Origin of the sequence: Pseudomonas sp. CCOS 191 (assembly GCF_001007005.1) — a bacterium.
Lineage (GTDB): Bacteria > Pseudomonadota > Gammaproteobacteria > Pseudomonadales > Pseudomonadaceae > Aquipseudomonas > Aquipseudomonas soli.
This window is the reverse complement of record NZ_LN847264.1, coordinates 627,782-647,397: the sequence shown is the minus strand read 5'-3', so window position 1 is coordinate 647,397 and position 19,616 is coordinate 627,782. Positions and strand designations below refer to the sequence as shown.

Sequence of the window (19,616 nt, the reverse complement as noted above, 5' to 3'; positions counted from 1 at the left end):
TCGCGGGGCAAGCCCGCTCCCACGCCGCCGTGTATCGGTCACGTGGGAGCGGGCTTGCCCCGCGATGCTTTATGTCAGGCCCTGAACTGCCCCAGGCTGGCCCGCAACTGCGCCGCCAGGTCATCCAGTACCTTGCTGCTGGCGGTGGTCTGCATCACCACCTCGGCCGAACGCTCGGCCTGGGCATGGATGGTTTCGACTCGTCCACGCACGGCCTGCGCGCCGTTGGCCTGCTGCTCGGCCGCTCGCGTGGCCAGGCCGATCGCCGCATGCACCTGCTCGACAGCAGCCTGCACCGATTGCTGGCGCCGCTCATTGTCGCGCAACACCAGCAAGCCCTCACTGGCCTGGCGCCCGGCCTGACTGATGGTAGCCACCGCCTCCTTGGCGCCTTGCTGCAACGCAGCGATATGCGACTGGATATCCCCGGTCGAGCTCTGCGTCTTGCTCGCCAAGGCACGCACCTCATCGGCCACCACGGCGAAGCCGCGCCCGGTCTCTCCGGCCCGCGCCGCTTCGATGGCGGCGTTGAGCGCCAACAGGTTGGTCTGCTCGGCAATGCCATGGATCACCGTCAGTACCACCTCGATCTGCTCGCTCTGCTTGGCCAGCCGCTCGATCACCTGGGAGCCGGTCTGCACTTCACCGGCCAGGTTCTCGATCAAACGCGCCAGTTGCGTCGAAGCACGGCTGTTCTCGTCGGTCGCCTGGCGAATGTCCACCACCTGCTGCAATGCCGCCTGCATGGCATGGCTCTCGGCCTGGGCCTCGTCAGCCATGCTCGACAGGTCGCGCAGGCTGGCAGCCACTTCGTCGCGCTGCAACGCGGCAGCGGCGTCGGCCCCGGCGTTGCGCTGGGCCATGCTGTCGATCTCCACGCCAGTACGCTGCGCCACTTCGCCGGCCTCGCGGACGATGGGCTGCAGCTTGTCGACGAAGCGGTTGACCGCCGAGGCCATGTCACCGATCTCGTCACGGCTGTCGAGCTTGACGCGCTTGGTCAGGTCGCCCTCGCCGGCGGCCAGGTCGTTCAACGCGGCGATCAGCAGGCCAAGCTTGCTGAGGACGCGACGCCCGAGCACCACGGCCACCACCAGCAGCACACCCAGACCGACCAGCACCAGGCCCAGGCCGATGCGCCAGCGCAGCTCGGCGGCGGCATCGCGCACGGTCTGCGCGGTATTGGCCTGCATCGCCGTGGCGCTGTGCTGGGCTGTCTCCAGGCGCGCACGCAAGGCCTTGCCACTGTCGGCGGCGGCGGCCACCAGGCTGTCTCCGACCAGTTGCTCACCACTGGCGATCAAGGCCGCGAAGCGCTGATCCAGAGCCTTCAGTTCCTGGTCGATGCCCGCGGTGGACACGCCCATCAACACCTTGCCGATCTCTGCGCCATTGGGGTTGATCGACGCTTCTACGAAGTACACCGACGGATCCTTGCGCGCGGCATCCAGCACCTTGTCCAGCGCCCGCTCACCCTGGCCCTTTTCCATCAAAGCCTGGTTGATCGGGTTCTGCCGGTTGAGGTAGCGGGTCAGGTGCTGGCCCTGGGCATCGTCGTAGATCACGAACAATACGTTGGGATTGCGCTGGGCACGGCGAGCGAAGTCCGAGAGCATCGGCACGTCGTTGTCCCAGATCGCCCGTGGCGCGACCGATGCCAACAGATCGGCCATTTCATGGGCCGAGTCCCTGAGATTTTCCTCCAGCGTTGCGCGCAACTGCTGCTGCTCATCCTGCAGACGGCTGGACAGGCCCGCACTCAAGCGCTGGCGCGTACTGACGGAAAGGCTGTCGAGCCCAGCCCGGACATCCTCCCCGGCCTGCTCCAGTTCGGCAGCCAGTTTCTGGCTGTCATTGCCCAGGCGCGCCCCCAAATCGGCCTCCAGGGCGGTGACCGTGCTCCGCGTCAGTGCAACGGCAACCAGCACCTGCACCAGAAGAGCGATACCAAGCGCAACAAACACAGGCCGCAAGAGGCGGCTTCGTAACAGTGAAAGGATGGCAGACACGTTGTAACCCTCGTGTTTCTGGCGCCATTACTTTGATGGCATCTACAGAAACTTCTTACAGCAAGGGTTGTGCCTGAGACAGCAGGTATAAATGCCAAAGATATGAGGCGATTATCCATGGCAGCGAAATTGCCTGCGCCGATGCCATGCGCGGGGCAAGCCTGCCGCTACTTCGTAGCCCATATGAAAACGCCGCGCCTCCTTGCGGGGGCGCGGCGTTCAGTCAGCTAGCGAGTAGCTGATCAGGCGAACGGATGACGCAGCACGATGGTCTCGTTGCGGTCCGGGCCAGTCGAGATGATGTCGATCGGCGCGCCGACCAGCTCCTCGATGCGCTTGATGTAGTTGCGCGCGGCCTGCGGCAGCTCTTCCAGGGTTTTAACGCCCAGGGTCGACTCGCTCCAGCCTGGCATCTCTTCGTACACCGGCTCCAGGCCGATGTAGCTGTCGGCATCGGAAGGCGCGTCGATGACGGCACCGTTCTCGTTCTTGTAGCCAACGCAGATGTTGATGGTTTCCAGGCCGTCCAGCACGTCCAGCTTGGTCAGGCAGATGCCCGAGATGCTGTTGACGTCGATGGCGCGACGCAGGATCACGGCATCGAACCAGCCGCAACGACGGGCACGGCCGGTGGTAGAGCCGAACTCGTGGCCACGCTTGGCCAGGGTGGCGCCGGTCTCGTCGAACAGCTCGGTCGGGAACGGACCGGAACCGACACGGGTGGTGTAGGCCTTGGTGATGCCCAGGATGTAGTCCAGGTACATCGGGCCAACGCCGGAACCGGTGGAGATGCCGCCGGCGGTGGTGTTGGAGCTGGTGACGTACGGGTAGGTACCGTGGTCGATGTCCAGCAGCGAACCCTGGGCGCCTTCGAACATGATGTCCTTGCCGGCGCGGCGCAGGTTGTGCAGTTCGGCGGTGACGTCGAGCATCATCGGCTTGAGCTGCTCGGCGTAGGCCATGCACTCGTCCAGGGTCTGCTGGAAGTCGATGGCCGGCTCTTTGTAGTAGTTCACCAGCTGGAAGTTGTGGTAATCCAGCAGCTCACCGAGCTTGGCGGCGAAGCGCTCGCGGTGGAACAGGTCGCCGACGCGCAGGCCGCGACGGGCCACCTTGTCTTCGTAGGCTGGGCCGATACCACGACCGGTGGTGCCGATCTTGGCTTCGCCGCGGGCTTTTTCACGGGCCTGGTCGAGGGCCACGTGGTACGACAGGATCAGCGGGGCCGCCGGGGAAATGCGCAGGCGCTCGCGCACCGGTACGCCCTTCTCTTCCAACTTGGTGATTTCACGCATCAGGGCATCCGGGGCAACGACCACGCCGTTGCCGATCAGGCATTGCACGCCTTCACGCAGGATGCCGGACGGAATCAGGTGCAGAACAGTCTTCTCACCGTTGATCACCAGGGTGTGGCCCGCGTTGTGGCCACCTTGGTAGCGCACGACGGCGGCAGCATGTTCGGTCAGCAGATCGACGATCTTGCCTTTGCCCTCATCACCCCACTGGGTGCCCAGGACGACGACATTCTTACCCATTACATTTGTCCTCATTCACGCAAACTTGGTGCCGGCCCATTGCCGGCGAAGAATCTCAATGGGTCAGCGGCAGAACCTGCCAGCGCCCGTCTTGCTGAATCAATTGCCGATCACAATCCGCCTCGAGGGCAGCACTCAGCGGCTGGCCAGGCAAAGCCTGGACCACTCGCTGGCCCTCGTTGCGCAACTGGCAGACCATCTGCCAGAGGGCCGCATCGCTGCTGTCGGGCATCCAGATGCCGCCAGCAGGCAATACGACCTCCGCTCGCCCCAGTGTGACCAGGGTCTTCAAATCCGTGGAGAATCCGGTGGCCGGGCGTGCCCGGCCAAAATCAGCGCCGATGTCGTCATAGCGGCCGCCCTGGGCGATCGATTGACCTTCGCCAGGCACGAACACGGCGAACACCACGCCGGTGTGATAGTGGTAGCCGCGCAGTTCGCCGAGGTCGAAGTACAGCGGCAGGTCCGGGTAGCGCGAAGCCAGGCGATCGGCGATCGCCAACAGGTCGTCCAGCGCCGCCAGCACGCTGGCCGGGGCGCGGCCGAGGCGCACACGCGCCTCGGCCAGCACTTCACGACCACCGCACAGCTCGCACAGGGCACGCAACATGTTGCCCAGGTCCTTCGACAGGTCTGCGGTCAGCGCCTGCACTTCATCGACGGCCTTGCGCTGAAGGGCATCGAACAGTTGCTGCTCGACCGCGCCGGACAGGTTGGCGGCACGGGCCAGACCGCGATAGATACCGACATGGCCAAGGTCCATGTGCACATCGGCGACATCGGTCAGTTGCAGCGTGGCGAGCATCAGGCTGATGACTTCGACATCGCTGGTAGGGCTGGCGTCGCCGTACAGCTCGGCGCCCAGCTGGATCGGGCTGCGCGAGGTCGACAGGGCACGCGGCTGCGCATGCAGCACGCTGCCGGCATAGCACAGGCGGCTCGGGCCTTCACGGCGCAGGGTGTGGGCGTCGATGCGCGCCACCTGCGGCGTGAAGTCGGCACGGAAGCCCATCAGGCGGCCGGACTGCGGGTCGACGACCTTGAAGGTACGCTGGTCCAGGTCCTGGCCGGCGCCGGTGAGCAGCGACTCCAGGTACTCGATATGCGGGGTGACGACCAGTTCGTAACCCCAACTCTGGAACAGGTCCAACACCTGACGACGCGCGATCTCGATGCGCGCCGCCTCAGGTGGCAGTACTTCCTCGATGCCATCTGGCAGTAGCCAGCGGTCTACCGTTGCCATTACGCCATTTCCCCTCTGGTCCGGGCGGCCTGCCAGCTGGCGAGCCGTGAGTAAAGCAGGCATTGACGCACAACAGCGGGCAGCACCGATCCCAGCGCAACCACCGTAGCCAATACCCTCGAATTGCCTTGCGACCTGACCAAACCGTCAACTGGCCGTTTGCCAATCAACCTTGCAGACGCAAAAAAGCCGGGAATTTCCCGGCTGACTCATCATACACCCCTTTTCATTCAGGATGCACCCCGCCAGGCATTTTAGCTGCCCGGCGGGGCGAATCCCTCATGAGAGCACGATCAGGGCTTGCTCTTGTCCAGGAAGCGGAAGAACTCGTTCTTCGAATCCAGGACCAGCACGTCGCTCTTGCTGGAGAAGCTTTCGCGGTAGGCCTTGAGGCTACGGTAGAACGCGTAGAAATCGGCGTCCTGCGTGTAGGCCTTGGCATAGATGGCAGCTGCCTGGGCATCGCCATCACCACGGGTCTCTTCCGCTTCGCGGTACGCTTCGGCCAGCAGCACGCGGCGCTGACGGTCGGCGTCGGCACGAATACCTTCGGCCAGCTCGTTACCCTTGGCACGGTGCTCGCGGGCTTCACGCTCGCGCTCGGTGCTCATACGGTCGAACACGCTACGGTTGACTTCCTTGGGCAGGTCGATGGCCTTGACGCGAACGTCGACCACCTCGATACCCAGCTCCTTGCTGGCCATGCGGTTCAGCGAGGCGGTGATATCCGCCATCAGCGCATCACGCTCACCGGAAACCACTTCGTGCAGGGTGCGTTTACCAAACTGGTCACGCAGGCCGCTCTCCAGACGACGCGACAGGCGCTCGTCGGCGATCTGCTTCATACCCGAAGTTGCGGTATAGAAGCGCTCGGCGTCCTTGACCCGCCATTTGGCGTAGGCATCGACCATCACCGCTTTCTTCTCCAGCGTCAGGAAACGCTGGGTCGGTGCGTCGAGGGTCATCAGGCGGGCGTCGAACTTGCGCACCTGGTTCACGTACGGCACCTTCACGTGCAGGCCAGGCTGGACATCGGCCTTGACCACGCGACCGAACTGCAGCAATACCGCGCGCTCAGTCTGCGAAACGATGTAGAAGCAGTTCCAGGCGGCGATCGCCAGCACCACGGCGCCAATCAGGGCGAACAGTGACTTATTGCTCATCAGCGGCTCTCCCTGGAACGCAGCGGCGGTTGTGGTTGCAGGTCCTGCGCGGCACGCGCGGCGGCGTCATTGACCGACGGCGATACGCTGCTGGCCGGCGCTGCACTGTTGCCACGGCTGCCTTCGACCATCTTGTCCAGCGGCAGGTAGAGCAGGTTGTTCTGCCCGTCCTTGGCCGTGACCAGGACCTTGCTGGAGTTGCTGTAGACCTCCTGCATGGTGTCCAGGTACAGACGCTGACGCGTGACCTCCGGCGCCTTGCGGTACTCAGCGACCAGCTTGGTGAAGCGATCGGCCTCACCCTTGGCGCGGGCGATGACTTCATCGCGGTAGCCGTTGGCGTCCTCGATGATGCGCTGCGCCTGGCCACGGGCCTCCGGCACCACGCCATTGGCGTAGGACTCGGCCTGGTTGCGCGCACGCTGCTCGTCCTCACGGGCACGGATCACGTCGTCGAAGGCTTCCTGCACTTCACGCGGGGCTGCCGCGCTCTGTACGTTGACCTGGGTGACGGTGATACCGGTACGGTAGGTGTCGAGGAAGCGCTGCAGACGCTCGCGGATGTCCACGGCCATCTGCTCGCGGCCTTCGGTCAGCACCTGGTCCATCGAGGTGGAACCCACCACGTGGCGCAGGGCGCTGTCGGTCGCATGCTGCAGGCTGACTTCCGGCTGGTCGACGTTGAGCACGAAGTCCTGCAGGTTGCTGATGCGGTACTGCACGGTCAGTGGCACTTCGACGATGTTCTCGTCTTCGGTGAGCATCTGCCCCTGCTTGGTGTAGGCCCGCTCGCGGGTCACGTTTTCCATGTACTTGCGGTCGATCGGCGGGAAGTAGATATTCAGGCCGGGACCGACGGTCTCGTAGTACTTGCCGAAGCGCAGCACCACGGCCTGCTCCTGCTCGTCCACGACATAGACGGCGTTGTACAGCCAGATTGCCGCCAGAGCCGCCAGGCCGATGCCCAGCAGGCCGTAGCCGCCACCCTTGCCGATATTGCGGTCACCGCCGCCGCCACGTTTCTTGCCACTGCCGAACATGCCGTTCAGGCTGTCCTGCAGCTTGCGGAAGGCCTCGTCCAGATCCGGTGGACCTTTCTTGTCGCCACCACCGCCGCCACCATTACGGCGGCCGCCCCAGGGATCCTGATTGTTCGAGTTGCCACCCGGCTCGTTCCAAGCCATAGCGCTCTCCATCTGATAAAGCAAAGACGCGCCCACGGCGCGCCGTCCAATGCTACAGAATGCCTGTCACGGCTGCCCGGCGACCTCGACGGGCATTTATTGCAAAGTGTGTTGCTCGACAAACACTTGCGGCTCCATGCCTTCGCGGCTGACCAGGCGATTCAGCTCGACCCTGGGCAGTCGCACGCTCAGCAGGCTGCGCCCTTCTTCATCATGCTCTTCACTCTGCACGGCACCCAGGGCAAAGAATTGCGCGCGCAGGCGGGCAAACCGTTGCTCCAGGCACAGGGTTCCGACATACAGGTCGTCCCCCAGCAACTCGGCAATCGCCTGGCCAACCAGCTCCAGGCCTCGTCCATCGCGTGCCGATACCCAGACCCGCTGCGGCTTGCCATCGGCATCGCGCTGGATCTGCGGCTCGACATCTTCGAGCAGGTCGAGTTTGTTATAGACCTCGAGGATCGGCAAGCTCTCGGCACCGATCTCGCCCAGCACCGCCAGTACCTGTTCAATCTGCTCCATGCGCTCGGGCTCATGGGCATCGATCACGTGCAACAGCAGGTCGGAGTTGCTCGACTCTTCGAGCGTAGCCCGAAATGCCTCGACCAGTTTGTGCGGCAGGTGGCGGATGAAACCTACGGTGTCGGCCAGCACGATCGGCCCCAGGTCGGCCAGCTCGAGCCGGCGCAAGGTCGGGTCGAGGGTGGCGAACAGCTGGTCCGCGGCATACACATCGGATTGCGTGAGTGCGTTGAACAGGGTCGATTTACCGGCGTTGGTATAACCCACCAGCGACACCGAAGGAATGTCGGCGCGCTTGCGCCCACGACGGGCCTGCTCGCGCTGGCTGCGCACCTTCTCCAGGCGTGCCTTGATCTGACGCAGGCGCACCCGCAGCAGGCGGCGGTCGGTTTCGAGCTGGGTTTCACCCGGGCCACGCAGGCCGATACCGCCTTTCTGCCGCTCAAGGTGGGTCCAACCGCGTACCAGTCGCGTGCTCATGTGCTCGAGCTGGGCCAGTTCGACCTGCAGCTTGCCTTCGTGAGTACGCGCCCGCTGGGCGAAGATATCGAGAATCAGCCCGGTACGGTCCAGCACGCGACACTCGAAGACGCGCTCGAGGTTGCGTTCCTGGCTGGGCGTGAGGGTGTGATTGAAAATCACAAGGTCGGCTTCGGCCGAATGGACCAGGTCGCGCAACTCCTCGACCTTGCCACTGCCGATCAGAAACTTGGCGGTGGGCTGATGCCGCGCCACTGTCACCAGCGAAACGATATCGGCTCCGGCCGACAGCGCCAGCTCCTGAAACTCCTGCGGGTCTTCGCGCGCCTCAGGGTTCTGACCTTCCAAGTGAACGAGCAACGCTCGCTCACCACCACCGTGGCGCTCAAAGAACAATGCAGGCTCCTACTTTTTTCAAGCGTTGCCTGGCTCGCTGTCGCCGTGCTCACCATCGGTCGGGCTTGGCAGACGAACCGGGCGTGCGGGGACGACGGTCGAAATGGCGTGCTTGTAGACCATCTGGCTGACGGTGTTTTTCAGCAGCACGACGAACTGGTCGAAGGATTCGATCTGGCCCTGCAGCTTGATCCCGTTGACCAGATAGATCGAAACCGGGACTTTTTCTTTTCTCAAGGTGTTCAAGTAAGGGTCTTGTAGCGAATGCCCTTTTGACATATGCCGCACTCCTGTAAGGATCAATAATAGAAAATCAAGAAAATCGATAAATTATGCCGCCCCTTCGCAAGAATAGACGGCAACTGGCAGGGACTCAGCTCAATATGGAGACGGTCCCCAGGTATTTCAAGGTGCGGGACAGATTGTCGCAGGCCAGGCTATCCAGCCAGTGGACGTCGGACCAGCCGCGCAACCAGGTGAATTGCCGCTTGGCCAGCTGACGCGTGGCAATGATACCGCGTTCACGCATCTCATTCTCAGTCAGCTTGCCGTCGAGGTAGTCCCAGACCTGCCGATACCCCACTGCCCTTATAGACGGCAGCTCGGCGTGCAAGTCACTTCTGGCCCGCAGCGTTCGGACCTCGTCGACAAAGCCCTGTTCCAGCATCTGTGAAAATCGTAACGCAATTCGCTGATGCAAAATGTGACGATCTGTAGGCGCTATCGCCAGGCTGGCGACAGTATAGGGCAAATGCTCGCCCGCGCCTGCGTCTGCGCCGCTACTTTGCGCGTATTGACGCTGACGGTGGGCGGTCATGCTCTCGCCGCTCACTTTGTACACTTCAAGCGCACGGATCAGCCGCTGCGGGTCATTCGGATGAATACGCGCCGCCGACTCCGGATCGACTTCGGCCAGTTGCCGGTGCAATTCGGCCAGGCCGAGGGCCTGCGCCTGTGCCTCGAGCTCGGCGCGCACCGTGGCATCGGCCGGCGGCATGTCCGCCAGGCCATCGACCAGTGCCTTGTAGTAGAGCATGGTGCCGCCGACCAGCAGCGGGATCTTGCCGCGCGCGGTGATCTCGGCCATGGCTTGGAGAGCATCGGTGCAGAAACGCTTGGCCGAGTAGCTTTCGGCGGGGTCGAGAATGTCGATCAGGCGGTGCGGATGGGCGGCCAGCACTTCCTTGGAGGGCTTGGCGGTACCGATGTCCATGCCGCGATAGACCAGCGCCGAGTCGACACTGATCAGCTCGCAGGGCAGCTTGCTGGTCAGCTCGATCGCCAGGTCGGTCTTGCCGGCCGCAGTCGGGCCCATGAGGAAAATCGCCGGAGGTCTGGCACTCATGTCATCGGCCCCGCAGGAACAGCTTGTCCAGATCGTCCAGGCCCATCTGGGTCCAGGTCGGTCGGCCGTGGTTGCACTGGCCGCTGCGCTCGGTGTTCTCCATGTCGCGCAGCAAGGCGTTCATCTCGGGGATGGCCAGGCGCCGGTTGGCCCGCACCGCGCCATGGCAGGCCATGGTCCCCAGCAGCTCGTTGAGGTGCGCCTGGATACGGTCACTGGTGCCGTACTCCATGAGGTCGGCCAGCACATCCTGCACCAGGCGATTGGCCTCGGCCTGCTTGAGCAAGGCCGGGATCTGGCGGATCGCCAGGGTTTCCGGGCCCAGGCGCTGCAGTTCGAAGCCCAGGCGCTGGAACCATTGGGCATGTTCCTCGGCGCAGTCGGCTTCGCGCTGGCTCAATGCCAGCGACTCGGGCACCAGCAATGGCTGGCCGCTCAAGCCTTCGCTGGCCATGGCCACTTTCAGACGCTCGTACATGATCCGCTCATGGGCGGCATGCATATCCACCAGCACCAGGCCGACGGCGTTCTCGGCAAGGATGTAGATCCCCTTGAGCTGCGCCAGCGCGTAGCCGAGCGGTGGAATATCGCCCTGGCTTTCCGGCAACGCGCTCGGCGCGGCGGCGGCATTGTCCAGGGGGGCGTAGAACTCGCGGTAGGCCGCCTGAGCCTCGCCAGCATTCAGCGGCTGGGAGGGCCTGGGCGTGTACTGGTACTGATAGCTCGCGCCCGAACCGCTCGAAGCGAACCCCCGCTGCTCGCCCTGAGGCTGCTCGAGCACTGGCGAGGCCAGGCGCATTTCGCCCTGGGGGCCGAACTCGCCAGCCTGCAAGCCGCTGGGGCGGACCAGTTCGTCGGTGGCCGCCGGCGCGGCAAGCTGGTCTTCCGGGCGCACATCGGCCAAGGCACGGTGCAAGGTGCCGTAGAGGAAGTCATGGACCATGCGCCCTTCTCGGAAGCGCACTTCGTGCTTGGTCGGATGGACGTTGACGTCCACGCCGGTCGGGTCGCACTCGAGGAACAGCACGAAAGTCGGGTGCCGACCATTGAACAGCACATCCCGATAAGCCTGGCGCACCGCATGGGCGACCAGCTTGTCGCGCACCGCGCGGCCATTGACGAAGAAGTACTGCAGGTCGGCCTGGCTGCGCGAGAAGGTCGGCAAGCCCACCCAACCCCACAGGCGCAGACCGTTGCGCTCGACATCGATCGGCAGCGCCTGCTCGAGGAAGCCTGGGCCGCAGATGGTGCCGACGCGCCGCGCCCGCGCCATCTCGTCGGCGGCCTCATGCAGGCTGAAGATGGTCTTGCCGTTGTGCCGCAGGTGAAAGCCCACGTCGAAACGCGCCAGCGCCAGACGCCGGATCACTTCCTGCAGGTGATCGAATTCGGTCTTTTCGGCCTTGAGGAACTTGCGTCGGGCCGGGGTATTGAAGAACAGGTCACGCACTTCGACCGAGGTGCCGACCGGATGAGCCGCCGGCTGCACCCGCGGGAGCATGTCGCGCCCCTCGGTCTCCACCTGCCAGGCCTCGCTGGCCTCGGCAGTACGCGAGGTGAGGGTCAGGCGGGCGACCGAGCTGATCGATGCCAGCGCCTCGCCGCGAAACCCGAGGCTGAGCACGCCTTCGAGGTCTTCCAGCTCACGAATCTTGCTGGTGGCGTGGCGCGCCAGGGCCAGCGGCAAGTCGTCAGGAGCAATGCCGCTGCCGTTGTCGCGCACCCGCAGCAACTTCACGCCGCCCTGTTCGACCTCGACTTCGATACGCCGGGCACCGGAGTCGAGGCTGTTTTCCAGCAGTTCCTTGGCCACCGACGCAGGGCGCTCGACCACCTCGCCGGCGGCGATCTGGTTGGCCAGCCGCGGGCTGAGCAGCTGGATGCGCGAGCCGCCACTCATTGCTGGGACGCCAGGGCGGTGGTCGGAATGTCGAGGTGCTGGCCGACTTTCAACTCATCGCTTTTCAGGCTGTTGCTACTGCGCAGGGCGGCAACACTCACCTGGTAGCGCACGGCGATCATCGCCAGGGTCTCGCCAGGTCGCACGGTGTGCTCACGCGGCCCCTGGGCGATCTTGCCGCTGTCACGCAGCCAGGCAATGTAGGTGCCCGGCGGCGGGTTCTGCTGGAAGAACTGACGCACACCGGTATGGATCGAACGCGCCAAGGCCTGCTGATGACTGCGGGTCGCCAGCTTGGCCGCCTCGTTGGCATTGGAGATGAACCCGGTTTCAACGAGGATCGACGGGATGTCCGGCGACTTCAACACCATGAACCCGGCCTGTTCCACCCGCTGCTTGTGCAGCGGCGTGACCCGGCCCATGTTGCCCAGTACCTTCTGCCCGACATTGAGGCTGGAACTGAGGGTGGCGGTCATCGACAAGTCGAGCAGCACGCCGGCCAGCATGCGGTCCTTGTCGTCGAGGCTGACGTTGCCAGCACCGCCGATCAGGTCGGAGCGGTTTTCCGTGTCGGCCAGCCAGCGGGCGGTCTCGGAGGTGGCACCGCGGTCGGACAGGGCGAACACCGAGGCGCCGAAGGCCGCCTTGGACGGCGCGGCGTCGGCGTGGATCGAGACGAACAGGTCGGCGCCCTTCTTGCGGGCGATCTCGGTGCGCTTGCGCAGCGGGATGAAGTAGTCGCCGGTGCGGGTCAGCTCGGCGCGGTAACCCTTCTCGGAGTTGATCTGGCGCTGCAGTTCCTTGGCGATATCCAGCACGATGTCTTTCTCGTGCTGGCCACGCGAGCCGGACGCGCCCGGGTCTTCGCCGCCGTGGCCGGCGTCGATGGCGACCACGATGTCACGCTTGCCACTCGGTGCCGGTGGCAACTTGATCGCCGGCTGCGCCGGGGTGACGGGCACCGCCGGCGTGGTGGCCGGTGGCTGCGGTGTCGGCGGCGGGGTCGGATTGCTGGCGGCGATGGCGTCGGCTTCCTGGTCGTACAGGTCGACCACCAGGCGGTTGCCGTACTGGGCGTTCGGGGCCAGGGTGAAGCTCTTCGGCGACACGGCTTTCTTCAGGTCGACCACCACGCGCAGGTCGGTTGGCGTGCGCTGGGCCGAACGCACGCTGGTGATCGGCGTGTTCGAGGTGGAGACGTTCAGCGGCGCCCCCAGGGTGGCACCGTTGATGTCGATCACCAGGCGATCGGGAGCGGTGAGGGTGAAGACGCTGTGCTGCACAGGCCCGGACAGGTCGAAGACCAGCCGCGTGTTGTCCGGAGCGCGCCACAGGCGCATGCTCTTGACTTGAGTGACGGCCAGAGCGTCAACGGTCACCGCGGTCAGCAGCAGCCCAACGACAGCGACCAGTGCGCGTATGCGCATACCTTTCCCCACTTACTGTATGAATTCTTTGGCCAGAACGGCACACCAGGCTTCGCCGCGTGCCCCCTGCGGCGACAGGTTCAGCGAACGTCCGCCCGCTTGCGGGCTTATGGTAATGGTCAGGTCGGGCTTTGGCAAAACGCCCGCGCCTTTATCGGGCCATTCGAACAGGCACAATGCATCGCCCTCGAAATAATCGCGAATACCCATGAATTCAAGCTCTTCCGGGTCGACCAGGCGATAGAGGTCGAAGTGGAAGGCGCGAATCTCACCAATCTCGTAGGGTTCAACCACGGTAAATGTCGGACTTTTTACCGGGCCGGTATGACCCAGGCCACGGATCAGCCCACGGGACAGGGTGGTTTTGCCGGCCCCCAGGTCGCCCTCGAGAAAAATCACACCGTGACCTTTGGTCACTTCGGCCAGTTTCGCGCCAAAGGCGACGGTGGCGTCCTCGTCGCCCAGAAACAGGGTTATGCCTGACACGCTGAATGCTCCTCCAATAACGCTCTTATGACCGGCACCAGATCACTGGCCGCCAGTCCTCTACCTTTGACACCCAACCGCTCGCCCGCGCACGCATGCAGCCACACCCCCAGGCACGCGGCCTGCCAGGCGTCCAGCCCCTGGGCCAGCAAGGCTGCCAGCACGCCTGTCAAAACATCGCCCAATCCGGCACCGGCCATGGCTGGGTGCCCACGGCCGCAAAACGCCAACTGCCCGGCAGGGTCGGCCACCAACGTGCCGGCGCCCTTGAGCACGCAGACGCTGGCGTAGCGACGCGCCAGCTTGCGCGCCGCACCCGGCCGGTCGGCCTGCACCGCCTCGGTGGAAATCCCCAGCAGGCGCGCGGCCTCGCCGGGGTGCGGGGTGAGGATGCTGCCGCTGGGCAGTGCCAGTGGCGTGCGCGCCAGCAAGTTGAGCGCATCGGCGTCCCACACCTGTGGCCGGTGGGCATTGGCCACCGCCGACAACAGGCTGCGCCCCCACCCGGCCTGGCCGAGGCCAGGGCCGACCACCAGTACCGTGGCACGCTCGAGCAGCGCCATCAGCTGGTTGGCCGAGCTCACGCCCAACCACATGGTCTCGGGCAGGCGTGTCAGCCCCGCAGCAACGTGCTCGGGGCGAGTGGCCACGCTGACTAGGCCGGCGCCGCAACGCAACGCTGCCTCGCCACTGAGCATGACCGCGCCGCCTGTGCCGAGGTCGCCGCCGACCACCAGCACATGGCCGAAATCGCCCTTGTGGGCATCAGCGGCACGTGGCGGCAACCTGGCCAAGGTCAGGCTGCTGAGCGGTAATGGGGGGTGTTTGGTCTGAGGCATGGGGTCAAAGGCTCCGATGTCTGGCAGAATTATACGCACCTCCGCTTGTAATGCTTGTTCATCCATGTCCGCCGACCTTCCAGACATCGCCACACTGGCCCAATCGATCAAGGATTGGGGCCGCGAACTCGGTTTTGCCCATGTCGGCATCGCCGGTGTCGACCTTGGCGAGCACGAACAGCACCTGCAGCGTTGGCTGGCCGCCGGCCATAACGGCGAGATGGAGTACATGGGCGAGCATGGCAACAAGCGCTCGCGCCCGGCCGAGCTGATACCCGGCACGTTGCGGGTGATCTCGCTGCGCATGGACTACCTTCCCGGCGACACGCAGATGGCCAAGCGCCTGGCAGAGCCGGAAAAAGCCTACATCTCGCGCTACGCCCTGGGCCGCGACTACCACAAGCTGGTGCGCAAGCGTGTGCAGCACTTCGCCGACCGCATCCAGGAAGCCATCGGCCCGTTCGGCTACCGCGCCTTCGTCGACAGCGCCCCGGTGCTGGAGAAGGCCTTGGCCCAGGAGGCTGGCCTTGGCTGGATCGGCAAGAACACCCTGCTGCTCAACCGCAAGGCGGGCAGCTATTTCTTCCTCGCCGAGTTGTTCGTCGACTTGCCGCTGCCGATCGACGGCGTGCAGGGCAGCGATCATTGCGGGCGTTGCCAGGCCTGCCTGGACATCTGTCCGACCCAGGCGTTCGTCGGGCCCTATCAGCTCGATGCCCGGCGCTGCATCTCGTACCTGACCATCGAATTGCGCGGGGCCATACCACTGGAACTGCGTTCATTGATCGGTAACCGGGTGTTTGGTTGCGATGATTGCCAGATCGTCTGTCCGTGGAACCGTTTCGCCAAGACCACGACCGAAGACGACTTCATGCCCCGCCGGGGGCTGGACAATATCGAACTGGCCGAACTGTTCCTGTGGGACGAAAAGCGCTTTCTCGGCTGCACCGAAGGCTCGCCATTGCGCCGGGCGGGGTATGAACGGTTCCTGCGCAACCTCGCGGTGGGGCTTGGCAACGCACCGTCGACCATCCCCGTGCTGGAGGCGCTCAATGCGCGTAGGGATGATCCTTCGGAACTGGTACGCGAACACGTGGAATGGGCCCTGGCTCGCCACAACGCCCTTTGAAGCTCGCTGCTGCGACTTTGCCTTTGCCTTTGCCTTTGCCTTTGCCTTTGCCTTTGCCTTTGCCTTTGCCTTTGCCTTTGCCTTTGCCTTTGCCTTTGCCTTTGCCTTTGCCTTTGCCTTTGCCTTTGCCTTTGCCTTTGGCGATCAAAAGGTCAACCCCATAGCCTGCGAGCGCCAGCTGCGCCAGTGCAGGCGCCGCCCGTAACTTCGCGACTTCAGGAGGCCGAACGCAGGTCTTGCGGAGGGAGGTGACGGGCATGGATGCCCGTCAAGCGCTGCGCCCCAGGATGGGGCGTTCAGCGCGGTCCTCCCGGGAGCAAGGCCGGAGTGAGGGAACCCGGAGCGAAGCGGAGGGCCGGATGAATGGAGCGCACGGTTTTTGGTTCCTTTTTGCCACGACAAAAAGGAACTCGCCGTAAAGGCGAAAAGGTGACTGTGCGTCGACATCGTAAATGAATGCACTTACAACTATAAAAACCGATGCCGACTGACTTTGACTTTGACTTTGACTTTGACTTTGACTTACACAGCGTGTGTCTCGAAAGTTATATGCGCATTCATTTGCGATGGTGACGCATAATCACCTTTCCGCCCTTACGGCGGGTCCCTTTTTGAAGGATCAAAAAGGAACCAAAAAATCCTCGCTCCATTCATCCGGCCCCTACGCTTCGCTTCGGGGTCCCCTCACTCCGGCCTTGCTCCCGGGAGGACCGCGCTGAACGCCCCATCCTGGGGCGCAGCGCTTGACGGGCATCCATGCCCGTCACCTCCCTCCGCAAGACCTACGTTCGGCCTCCTGAAGTCGCAATTTGTGTTGCCTGAACTATCGCGCACTTAGAAGCAAAAGCAGAGCAAGAGCAAGCAACTTTTCTGAACAATGGCTATATGACTACAGTTACAGTCCCGCCAGAACAATTCTGAATACAGTGGCTACGCCGCAAAAATCCGCTATTGCTGATCATTGTAATGAAACTTCGGCATCTCCCAATGAAACCGAATCGCCAACAATCGCACCAGAAAACCACCAAACAGTGTCAGCAGCATGGCCTGCTCCGCCGGCACCTTGAAGTAAACACACCCAAGATAGAACCACGCCGCCGCGAACGAAACACTGGCATACAGCTCACGCCGAAACACCAACGGAATATCGTTGCAGAAGATGTCCCGCAGGATGCCGCCAAACACCCCGGTAATCACTCCGCTGATGGAGGCGACAAGGAACCCCTGCCCCATCTCCAGCGCGGTCATGCAGCCGATCAGAGTGAACGCCACGAGACCCAGGGCGTCGAGCACCAGGAACAACGACCGCAGGTGGCGCATCAAGGGCGCGATGAAGATGGTCAGCAGCGCCGCGAAGCTGGTCAGCACCAGGTACTCGGGATGCTTCACCCAGGTCAGCGGGTAGTGCCCGAGCAGCACGTCACGCACCGAGCCGCCACCCAGCGCGGTGACGCAGGCGATCAGCACCACGCCGAACCAGTCCATGCCGCGGCGGCCAGCGGACAGGGCGCCGGTCATGGCCTCGGCGGTGATGGCGATGAGATAGAGCATCAGCAACATGGTGCAGGTCCGTGCGGGAAAGGCGCGCAGTCTACCCAGTCACGCGGGGCACCAAAAGGGGCGCGCCGACGATCATCGGCGCACAAGGTCAGACCTTGATGAAATGCTCACGGTAGTGACGCAGTTCGCCAATCGACTCACGGATATCATCCAGCGCCAAATGGGTGTTGCCCTTCTTGAAGCTGTCACGCACTTCCGGCGCCCAGCGCGCGGCCAGTTCCTTGAGCGTGGACACATCGAGGTTGCGATAGTGGAAGTAGTTTTCCAGCTCGCGCATGTGCCGATAGAGGAAACGGCGGTCCTGGCAGATGCTGTTGCCACAGATCGGCGACTTGCCCTTCGGTACCCACTGCTCAAGGAAGGCGATGGTCTGCGCCTCTGCCTCGGCCATGCTCACCTTGCTCTCGCGCACACGCTGGGTCAGGCCCGAGGCGCCATGGGTGCGGGTGTTCCACTCGTCCATGCGCGCCAGCACTTCGTCGCTGTGGTGGATGGCGATCACCGGGCCTTCAGCCAGGGTGTTCAGCTCGCTGTCGGTGACGATGGTGGCCATCTCGATGATGACGTCGTTGTCCGGATCCAGGCCGGTCATCTCCAGATCGATCCAGATCAGGTTCTGTGGGTTTTGCATGAAAGGGCTCCTCGAATAGGCCGTCATATTAGCCTAGCGAACGGGTGTTGGGCGCGCCGTGCTAAACTGCCTGCCGTTTTCTTTCTGCCCCGCCGACACGGAACCTTCATGGCCAAACGCCAGCTCAACCGCCGCCAGAACTGGCGCATCGAAAAGATCCAGGGTGAACGCGCCGCTCGCGCCGCCAAACGCGAGCAGCATGTACTGCAGGAACTGGAGGGTGGCGACCTGGGGCCGGAGCAACTGGGCCTGGTGATTGCCCACTTCGGCGTGCAAGTCGAGGTCGAGGCCCAGGACGGCGAGGCCGCGGGCCAGGTGTTCCGCTGCCACCTGCGGGCCAACCTGCCGGCGCTGGTGACCGGCGACCGTGTGGTCTGGCGCGCCGGCAACCAGGGCATCGGCGTGATCGTCGCGCAGATGCCGCGCAGCACCGAGCTGTGCCGGCCGAACAACCATGGCCAGCTCAAGCCGGTGGCAGCCAACGTCGACCTGATCGTCATTGTCTTCGCCCCTGCGCCCGAACCGCACCCCAACCTGATCGACCGTTACCTGGTCGCCGCCGAGCATGCCGGCATCCGCCCGCTGCTGCTGCTGAACAAGGCCGACCTGATCAACGACGAGAACGCCCCGACCCTCAACGCCATGCTTGAGGTCTACCGTGGCCTGGGCTACCCGCTGCTGGAGGTTTCGGCGCACCAGGGCGATGGCATGCAGCGCTTGCAGCAGACGCTCGATGGTCATATCAGCGTGTTCGTCGGCCAGTCGGGCGTGGGCAAGTCCTCGCTGGTCAACAGCCTGCTGCCTGATGCGGGCACCCGTGTCGGCGACCTGTCGGAATGGTCCGGCCAGGGCACCCACACCACCACTACCGCGCGCCTCTACCACTTCCCCAATGGCGGTGACCTGATCGACTCGCCGGGCATCCGTGAATTCGGCCTGGGCCATGTCAGCCGTGATGATGTCGAGGATGGCTTCATCGAATTCCGCGAACTGATCGGCAACTGCCGCTTCCGCGACTGCAAGCATGACCGCGAGCCCGGCTGTGCGCTGCTCAAGGCCCTGGAAGACGGCAGCGTTACGCAACAGCGAATGAACAGCTACCGCTCGATCATCGCCAGCTTGCCGGAAGACACCTATTGAGGTGGCGGCAAGCACGCTAGCATCGTAGGAAATTTTACCGGAGCAGGTAGGACCGCTCCGGTTTCGCGGTCACCTATTGTCCCTTCCGCTGCTTTCCCTGATGGTCATGGCCTTGTCGTCGGTATTGATCAGGGAGGGCAGCACAGATGCCGGTATTCATCAGTTACCACCAGAACGAACGGCTCGATGCCTTAATCCTGAACGAGCGTCTGCTACTAGAAGGCATTCCCACCCAACTCGTCCCCTTCGACAGTGAAGGGCAGACCCACGACGACCTGCATGGCAGCTTTTGCCAACACATGGCCGATGCCACTCACTGGATCGGCGTGCTCTGCGAGGCCCATGCCGAAGACTGGTGGACGGCCTGGCTACTGGGCGCAGCGGCCATGATGCATCGACGGGTGACTTTCTACCATGCTGGCTCGGTTGACCTGCCCCAAAGGCTGGGCAAGTGGCCAGTAATGCGGGAACGAGAGCATATAGACCTGTTCGTGCGCGCCTATCATGACGAGCAGACCTTTGGCCGGGCCATGGCTTCGCCGGCCGGGGGTGGCGTAGTGTCGGACAGGGACAACGCGGATTTTTTCCATGCCGATCTAAAGGCCAAGATCAGGCGGGGGTTCTGAA

17 protein-coding genes and 2 pseudogenes are annotated in these 19,616 nt (G+C 63.8%); 4 read left to right on the top strand and 15 right to left on the bottom strand.

The annotated features are described in order from the left end of the window. Positions 1-74 precede the first annotated feature (74 nt). The 13 genes and pseudogenes from CCOS191_RS28645 to CCOS191_RS02925 all read right to left on the bottom strand — a co-directional run. Positions 75-590, bottom strand: a pseudogene (locus tag CCOS191_RS28645) (methyl-accepting chemotaxis protein); the annotation flags it as partial. A gap of 390 nt (positions 591-980) precedes the next feature. After that, positions 981-1,193: pseudogene (locus CCOS191_RS28640) on the bottom strand (methyl-accepting chemotaxis protein); the annotation flags it as partial. A gap of 1,058 nt (positions 1,194-2,251) precedes the next feature. Continuing rightward, positions 2,252-3,544: an adenylosuccinate synthase gene (locus CCOS191_RS02975; protein WP_028688256.1), complete on the bottom strand. Its 1,293-nt coding sequence runs from the start codon at positions 3,542-3,544 to the stop codon at positions 2,252-2,254. Between the two features lie 55 nt (positions 3,545-3,599). Further along, positions 3,600-4,787, bottom strand: coding sequence for an ATP phosphoribosyltransferase regulatory subunit (locus CCOS191_RS02970; RefSeq protein WP_046854000.1), 1,188 nt, complete (start codon positions 4,785-4,787; stop codon positions 3,600-3,602). Positions 4,788-5,080: 293 nt separating this feature from the next. After that, positions 5,081-5,950, bottom strand: coding sequence for a protease modulator HflC (gene hflC / locus CCOS191_RS02965; protein WP_023629896.1), 870 nt, complete (start codon positions 5,948-5,950; stop codon positions 5,081-5,083). Continuing rightward, complete coding sequence (gene hflK / locus CCOS191_RS02960; protein WP_046853999.1) at positions 5,950-7,134, bottom strand: FtsH protease activity modulator HflK; 1,185 nt, start codon at positions 7,132-7,134, stop codon at positions 5,950-5,952. Before hflK ends, hflC begins: the two co-directional genes overlap by 1 nt. Positions 7,135-7,230: 96 nt before the next feature. Further along, complete coding sequence (gene hflX, locus CCOS191_RS02955) at positions 7,231-8,532, bottom strand: ribosome rescue GTPase HflX (RefSeq protein WP_023629895.1); 1,302 nt, start codon at positions 8,530-8,532, stop codon at positions 7,231-7,233. 18 nt (positions 8,533-8,550) lie between these two features. Next, on the bottom strand, positions 8,551-8,811 hold the full coding sequence (hfq, locus tag CCOS191_RS02950; protein WP_023629894.1) for an RNA chaperone Hfq: 261 nt from the start codon (positions 8,809-8,811) through the stop codon (positions 8,551-8,553). A gap of 94 nt (positions 8,812-8,905) precedes the next feature. Further along, the gene (miaA, locus tag CCOS191_RS02945) at positions 8,906-9,877 is read right to left on the bottom strand and encodes a tRNA (adenosine(37)-N6)-dimethylallyltransferase MiaA (protein WP_023629893.1); all 972 of its coding nucleotides are present in this window, start codon (positions 9,875-9,877) and stop codon (positions 8,906-8,908) included. Position 9,878: 1 nt separating this feature from the next. Further along, the gene (gene mutL / locus CCOS191_RS02940) at positions 9,879-11,777 is read right to left on the bottom strand and encodes a DNA mismatch repair endonuclease MutL (protein ID WP_046853998.1); all 1,899 of its coding nucleotides are present in this window, start codon (positions 11,775-11,777) and stop codon (positions 9,879-9,881) included. After that, a complete protein-coding gene (locus CCOS191_RS02935) occupies positions 11,774-13,216 on the bottom strand; it encodes an N-acetylmuramoyl-L-alanine amidase (protein WP_401109062.1) in 1,443 nt (480 codons plus the stop codon). The genes mutL and CCOS191_RS02935 overlap by 4 nt, the downstream gene beginning before the upstream one ends. Continuing rightward, complete coding sequence (gene tsaE / locus CCOS191_RS02930) at positions 13,217-13,690, bottom strand: tRNA (adenosine(37)-N6)-threonylcarbamoyltransferase complex ATPase subunit type 1 TsaE (RefSeq protein WP_046853996.1); 474 nt, start codon at positions 13,688-13,690, stop codon at positions 13,217-13,219. Next, positions 13,678-14,529 carry an NAD(P)H-hydrate dehydratase gene (locus CCOS191_RS02925; protein ID WP_046853995.1) on the bottom strand — a complete coding sequence of 284 codons (852 nt, stop codon included), beginning with the start codon at positions 14,527-14,529 and terminating at the stop codon, positions 13,678-13,680. The genes tsaE and CCOS191_RS02925 overlap by 13 nt, the downstream gene beginning before the upstream one ends. 64 nt (positions 14,530-14,593) lie before the next feature. On the opposite strand from CCOS191_RS02925, the gene queG reads away from it, so the two are divergent. After that, complete coding sequence (queG, locus tag CCOS191_RS02920) at positions 14,594-15,658, top strand: tRNA epoxyqueuosine(34) reductase QueG (protein WP_046853994.1); 1,065 nt, start codon at positions 14,594-14,596, stop codon at positions 15,656-15,658. Next, a complete protein-coding gene (locus tag CCOS191_RS27800) occupies positions 15,594-15,863 on the top strand; it encodes a hypothetical protein (RefSeq protein ID WP_172670867.1) in 270 nt (89 codons plus the stop codon). Before queG ends, CCOS191_RS27800 begins: the two co-directional genes overlap by 65 nt. A gap of 743 nt (positions 15,864-16,606) precedes the next feature. Here CCOS191_RS27800 and CCOS191_RS02915 read toward each other — a convergent pair. Together CCOS191_RS02915 and orn are read right to left on the bottom strand one after the other, a co-directional pair. Further along, positions 16,607-17,218, bottom strand: coding sequence for a trimeric intracellular cation channel family protein (locus CCOS191_RS02915; RefSeq protein WP_023630647.1), 612 nt, complete (start codon positions 17,216-17,218; stop codon positions 16,607-16,609). A gap of 88 nt (positions 17,219-17,306) precedes the next feature. After that, positions 17,307-17,849 (bottom strand): oligoribonuclease, encoded by a 543-nt coding sequence (orn, locus tag CCOS191_RS02910; RefSeq protein ID WP_046853993.1) that lies wholly within the window; start codon positions 17,847-17,849, stop codon positions 17,307-17,309. A 108-nt stretch (positions 17,850-17,957) separates the two neighbouring features. Here orn and rsgA point away from each other — a divergent pair, with 108 nt between their 5' ends. Continuing rightward, positions 17,958-18,989: a small ribosomal subunit biogenesis GTPase RsgA gene (gene rsgA, locus CCOS191_RS02905; protein WP_046853992.1), complete on the top strand. Its 1,032-nt coding sequence runs from the start codon at positions 17,958-17,960 to the stop codon at positions 18,987-18,989. Positions 18,990-19,135: 146 nt separating this feature from the next. Beyond that, a complete protein-coding gene (locus CCOS191_RS02900) occupies positions 19,136-19,615 on the top strand; it encodes a hypothetical protein (protein WP_046853991.1) in 480 nt (159 codons plus the stop codon). Position 19,616: the final 1 nt, after the last annotated feature.